Annotated in this window: 6 protein-coding genes; all 6 read left to right on the top strand. The window is 41.0% G+C overall.

What is annotated here, in order from left to right; genetic code table 11:
- The first annotated feature begins 159 nt into the window (after nucleotides 1-159).
- The 6 genes from rpsA (at nucleotide 160) to sufD (ending at nucleotide 6,032) form a co-directional block, all read left to right on the top strand.
- Nucleotides 160-1,362, top strand: coding sequence for a 30S ribosomal protein S1 (rpsA, locus tag WKI42_RS01110; RefSeq protein ID WP_112443543.1), 1,203 nt, complete (start codon nucleotides 160-162; stop codon nucleotides 1,360-1,362).
- A gap of 85 nt (nucleotides 1,363-1,447) precedes the next feature.
- On the top strand, nucleotides 1,448-1,945 hold the full coding sequence (locus WKI42_RS01105) for a GAF domain-containing protein (protein WP_173277424.1): 498 nt from the start codon (nucleotides 1,448-1,450) through the stop codon (nucleotides 1,943-1,945).
- Entirely contained in the window at nucleotides 1,945-3,600 is a 1,656-nt protein-coding gene (gene dnaX, locus WKI42_RS01100; protein WP_368080955.1) for a DNA polymerase III subunit gamma/tau, read from the top strand. The genes WKI42_RS01105 and dnaX overlap by 1 nt, the downstream gene beginning before the upstream one ends.
- Nucleotides 3,601-3,627: 27 nt before the next feature.
- Nucleotides 3,628-3,822 (top strand): DUF3272 domain-containing protein, encoded by a 195-nt coding sequence (locus tag WKI42_RS01095; protein ID WP_001041547.1) that lies wholly within the window; start codon nucleotides 3,628-3,630, stop codon nucleotides 3,820-3,822.
- Nucleotides 3,823-3,971: 149 nt separating this feature from the next.
- Complete coding sequence (gene sufC / locus WKI42_RS01090) at nucleotides 3,972-4,742, top strand: Fe-S cluster assembly ATPase SufC (RefSeq protein ID WP_000114489.1); 771 nt, start codon at nucleotides 3,972-3,974, stop codon at nucleotides 4,740-4,742.
- 27 nt (nucleotides 4,743-4,769) lie between these two features.
- Complete coding sequence (gene sufD / locus WKI42_RS01085; RefSeq protein WP_000159654.1) at nucleotides 4,770-6,032, top strand: Fe-S cluster assembly protein SufD; 1,263 nt, start codon at nucleotides 4,770-4,772, stop codon at nucleotides 6,030-6,032.
- The last annotated feature ends 8 nt before the right edge of the window (nucleotides 6,033-6,040 follow it).

The raw sequence follows: 6,040 nt of genomic DNA, 5'->3' as shown, positions 1-6,040 counted from the left end.
CTTAGGTAATAATCAAGATAAAAAGCAAAATATCTTAGGGTATTTTATTTTTATAATTGAAAGACGTGAATGATATGAACATGTCCTTGCGGGTGCTTAGGAAAAAAATTATAAGTATGTCAAGTTTAAGAAAAACTTGATTGTTGGAGGATTTTTTAGATGAACGAATTTGAAGATTTGCTAAATAGCGTTAGCCAAGTTGAGACTGGTGATGTTGTTAGTGCTGAAGTATTGACAGTTGATGCGACTCAAGCTAACGTTGCAATCTCTGGAACTGGTGTTGAAGGTGTCTTGACTCTTCGCGAATTGACAAACGATCGCGATGCAGATATCAATGACTTTGTTAAAGTAGGAGAAGTATTGGATGTTCTTGTACTTCGTCAAGTAGTTGGTAAAGATACTGATACAGTTACATACCTTGTATCTAAAAAACGCCTTGAAGCTCGCAAAGCATGGGACAAACTTGTTGGTCGCGAAGAAGAAGTTGTTACTGTTAAAGGAACTCGTGCCGTTAAAGGTGGACTTTCAGTAGAATTTGAAGGTGTTCGTGGATTTATCCCAGCTTCAATGTTGGATACTCGTTTCGTACGTAACACTGAGCGTTTTGTAGGTCAAGAATTTGATGCTAAAATCAAAGAAGTTGACGCTAAAGAAAACCGCTTCATCCTTTCACGTCGTGAAGTTGTTGAAGCAGCTACAGCAGCAGCTCGCGCTGAAGTATTCGGTAAATTGGCTGTTGGTGATGTAGTAACTGGTAAAGTTGCACGTATCACAAGCTTCGGTGCTTTCATCGACCTTGGTGGTGTTGACGGATTGGTTCACTTGACTGAATTGTCACATGAACGTAACGTATCACCAAAATCAGTTGTAACTGTTGGTGAAGAAATTGAAGTGAAAATTCTTGATCTTAACGAAGAAGAAGGACGCGTATCACTTTCACTTAAAGCAACAACACCTGGACCATGGGATGGTGTTGAGCAAAAATTGGCTAAAGGTGATGTAGTAGAAGGAACAGTTAAACGTTTGACTGACTTCGGTGCATTTGTTGAAGTATTGCCAGGTATCGATGGACTTGTTCACGTATCACAAATTTCACACAAACGTATTGAAAATCCAAAAGAAGCTCTTAAAGTTGGTCAAGAAGTTCAAGTTAAAGTTCTTGACGTTAACGCAGATGCAGAGCGCGTATCACTTTCTATCAAAGCTCTTGAAGAGCGTCCAGCTCAAGAAGAAGGACAAAAAGAAGAAAAACGTGCTGCTCGTCCACGTCGTCCAAAACGTCAAGAAAAACGTGATTTCGAACTTCCAGAAACACAAACAGGATTCTCAATGGCTGATTTGTTTGGTGATATCGAACTTTAATCAAATTGAAAATTCACAAAATCCTTTGTTTACTAAACAAGGGATTTTTCTTTTGTCTCTGCTCCTTTTTTGATATAATAGTTCTATGTTAAAATCAGAAAAACAATCACGTTATCAAATGTTAAATGAAGAATTGTCCTTCCTATTGGAAGGCGAGACCAATGTTTTGGCTAATCTTTCCAACGCCAGTGCTCTCATAAAATCACGCTTTCCTAATACTGTATTTGCAGGCTTTTATTTGTTCGATGGAAAGGAATTGGTTTTAGGTCCCTTCCAAGGAGGTGTTTCCTGTATCCGTATTGCACTAGGCAAGGGCGTATGTGGTGAAGCTGCTGAGTTTCAGGAAACAGTCCTGGTTGGTGATGTAAGGACCTATCCCAACTATATTTCTTGTGACAGTCTAGCTAAAAGTGAAATTGTGGTGCCGATGATGAAGAATGGTCAGTTACTTGGAGTTTTGGATCTGGATTCTTCAGAGATTGAGGATTACGATGCAACGGATCGAGATTATTTGGAACAATTTGTCGCGATTTTGCTTGAAAATACGAAATGGGACTTTACAATGTTTGGGGAAAAATCTTAATGTATCAAGCACTTTATCGAAAATATAGAAGTCAAAACTTCTCCCAGTTAGTTGGTCAAGAAGTTGTTGCTAAGACTCTTAAACAGGCAGTGGAGCAAGAGAAAATAAGTCATGCCTATCTTTTTTCTGGTCCACGTGGAACAGGAAAAACCAGTGTAGCTAAGATCTTTGCCAAGGCTATGAACTGCCCAAATCAAGTGGGTGGTGAACCTTGTAATAACTGCTATATTTGTCAGGCAGTGACGGACGGTAGTTTAGAAGATGTCATCGAAATGGATGCGGCCTCTAATAATGGAGTCGATGAAATCCGTGAAATTCGTGATAAATCTACCTATGCCCCTAGTCTTGCCCGTTATAAGGTTTATATCATAGACGAGGTTCACATGCTGTCTACAGGGGCTTTTAATGCTCTTCTAAAAACGCTGGAAGAGCCAACACAGAATGTGGTCTTTATTTTGGCTACTACTGAATTGCACAAGATTCCTGCGACTATTCTATCCCGTGTGCAACGTTTTGAATTTAAATCAATTAAGACACAGGATATTAAGGAACATATCCACTATATCTTAGAAAAAGAAAATATTAGTTCTGAACCAGAGGCTGTGGAAATCATTGCCAGACGGGCGGAAGGTGGAATGCGGGACGCCTTGTCTATTTTGGATCAAGCCCTGAGTCTAACACAGGGAAATGAATTGACGACTGCCATCTCTGAAGAAATTACTGGCACCATTAGCCTATCAGCCTTGGATGATTATGTGGCTGCCTTGTCTCAACAGGATGTTCCCAAAGCATTAGCTTGCTTAAATCTTCTCTTTGACAATGGTAAGAGCATGACCCGTTTTGTGACCGACCTTTTGTACTATTTAAGAGACTTGTTAATTGTTCAAACAGGTGGAGAAAACACTCATCATAGTCCAGTCTTTGTGGAAAACTTGGCACTTCCTCAAGAAAATCTGTTTGAAATGATTCGCTTAGCAACAGTGAGTTTAGCAGATATTAAGTCTAGTTTGCAGCCCAAGATTTATGCTGAGATGATGACCATCCGTTTGGCGGAGATCAAGCCTGGACCAGCTCTATCAGGAGCGGTTGAACATGAAATTTCTGCACTGAGACAGGAAGTTGCCCGTCTCAAACAAGAACTCGCCAATGTGGGAACTGTGCCCAAGCCACCAAGTCCAGCTCCTAGTCGACCAGCGGCAGGCAAGACAGTCTATCGTGTGGATCGCAATAAAGTGCAGTCTATTTTACAAGAGGCCGTCGAAAATCCTGATTTAGCACGTCAAAACTTGATTCGTTTGCAGAATGCCTGGGGAGAGGTAATTGAAAGTCTAGGAGGCCCTGATAAGGCTTTGCTGGTTGGTTCTCAACCGGTTGCGGCCAATGAACACCATGCCATTCTTGCTTTTGAGTCTAACTTCAATGCTGGTCAAACCATGAAACGGGACAATCTCAACACCATGTTTGGCAATATCCTCAGTCAGGCAGCAGGTTTTTCACCTGAGATTTTAGCCATTTCTATGGAGGAATGGAAAGAAGTTCGCGCAGCCTTTTCAGCCAAAGCCAAATCTTCTCAAGCTGAAAAAGAAGCAGAAGAAAGCCTGATTCCAGAAGGATTTGAATTTTTGGCTGATAAAGTGAAGGTAGAGGAAGACTAAAGAAAGATTTCATGATACAATAAGTTTATGAATAAACAACAATTTATTATTATGGCGCTGTTTACAGCTGCTGAGACCTATTTTTTCAATGAAGCCTGGATGACTGGCCGCTATATTATGGCAGCCTTTTGGGCCATTTTGCTCTTTAGAAATTTCCGAGTCAGTTATGTGATGGGCAAAATCGTTGATGTCATCGATCAGCATTTTAATAGGAAAGACTAGCCCTCAGCTTCCAGACAAAATCAAAGCCTTTTAGGCTTTTTTTTGTTATACTAGAAAAGTATATTTATAGACCTTTTACTCTATTTCTGGGGAAATCAGGCGTTTTTCTAGTAAGCACTGTAAAGGTCTTGAAAAAGAAAGGAACTATCATGTCAGTATTAGAGATCAAAGATCTTCACGTTGAGATTGAAGGAAAAGAAATTTTAAAAGGGGTTAACCTGACCCTGAAAACAGGAGAAATTGCCGCTATCATGGGACCAAATGGTACAGGTAAATCGACTCTTTCTGCCGCTATCATGGGAAATCCAAACTATGAAGTAACTAAAGGTGAAGTTTTGTTTGATGGCGTAAACATCCTTGAGCTGGAAGTGGACGAGCGTGCGCGTATGGGACTTTTCCTTGCTATGCAATATCCTTCTGAAATTCCTGGAATTACTAACGCTGAGTTTCTTCGTGCAGCAATGAATGCTGGTAAAGAAGATGATGAAAAGATTTCAGTTCGTGAGTTCATCACTAAGCTAGATGAAAAAATGGAATTGCTCAACATGAAAGAAGAAATGGCTGAGCGTTACCTCAACGAAGGCTTCTCTGGTGGTGAGAAAAAACGTAATGAAATTCTTCAACTCTTGATGTTGGAACCAACTTTTGCCCTTTTGGATGAGATTGACTCTGGTCTTGATATTGACGCTCTTAAAGTTGTTTCTAAAGGTGTGAATGCCATGCGTGGTGAAGGCTTTGGTGCTATGATTATCACTCACTACCAACGTCTTTTGAACTACATCACACCTGATGTGGTACACGTCATGATGGAAGGGCGTGTTGTCCTTTCTGGTGGTCCAGAATTGGCTGCGCGTTTGGAACGTGAAGGATACGCAAAACTAGCTGAAGAACTTGGCTACGACTACAAGGAAGAATTGTAATTCCCTCGTATCTTTTAGGAGAAGTAAATGACTAAAGAAAATATTAAACTTTTTTCAGAAATGCACGCTGAACCAAGCTGGTTGGCTGACCTCCGTCAAAAAGCTTTTGATAAGATTGAGAGTTTAGAATTACCAGTTATTGAGCGTGTCAAATTCCACCGTTGGAATCTGGGTGATGGAACCATTACAGAAAGTGAGCCATCAGCAAATGTTCCAGATTTCACAGCTTTAGATAATCACTTGAAGTTGGTGCAAGTAGGTACTCAGACTGTTTTTGAACAAATTCCAGTTGAGTTGGCTGAACAAGGTGTTGTATTTACAGACTTTCACTCAGCTTTAGAAGAAATTCCAGAGCTTATTGAGGAATTCTTCATGTCATCTGTTAAGTATGACGATGACAAGTTGGCAGCCTACCATACAGCTTATTTCAATAGTGGTGCTGTTCTCTACATTCCTGATAATGTTGAGATTAAAGAGCCAATCGAAGGAATTTTCTATCAAGATAGCGATAGTGATGTGCCATTTAACAAGCATATTATGATTATCGCTGGTAAAAATTCTAAGATTAGTTATCTGGAGCGTTTAGAGTCACGCGGTGAGGGTAGTGCCAAAGCAACTGCCAATATCACAGTCGAAGTGATTGCACGTTCTGGTGCGCAAGTGAAATTTGCGGCTATTGACCGTTTAGGTGAAAATGTCACTGCCTACATTAGCCGTCGTGGTAAATTGGGCAACGATGCAAGCATTGACTGGGCAATCGGTGTTATGAACGAAGGAAATGTCGTTGCGGACTTTGATAGCGACCTGATTGGTAACGGTAGCCATGCTGACCTTAAAGTGGTAGCTCTTTCAAGTGGCCGCCAAGTGCAAGGGATTGATACTCGAGTGACTAACTACGGATGTAACTCAATCGGAAATATCCTCCAACATGGGGTTATCCTTGAAAAAGCAACTTTAACTTTCAACGGTATTGGTCACATTATCAAGGGTGCCAAGGGAGCCGATGCGCAACAAGAAAGCCGTGTTCTCATGCTTTCAGACCAGGCGCGTTCAGATGCTAACCCAATTCTTTTGATTGATGAAAATGACGTAACTGCAGGACACGCGGCTTCTATCGGACAAGTAGATCCAGAAGATATGTACTACCTCATGAGCCGTGGCTTGGATAAGGCAACTGCAGAGCGTTTGGTTGTTCGTGGTTTCCTTGGATCCGTTATCGTTGAGATTCCAGTCAAGGAAGTTCGTGATGAAATGATTGCAACGATCGAAGAAAAATTGTCAAAACGCTAAGGGGAAGC

It is taken from the genome of Streptococcus pseudopneumoniae (genome assembly GCF_038148935.1).
Classification (GTDB): Bacteria; Bacillota; Bacilli; order Lactobacillales; family Streptococcaceae; genus Streptococcus; species Streptococcus pseudopneumoniae_U.
The sequence above is the reverse complement of the archived record's forward strand: the minus strand, read 5'-3'. Positions and strand labels throughout refer to the sequence as shown.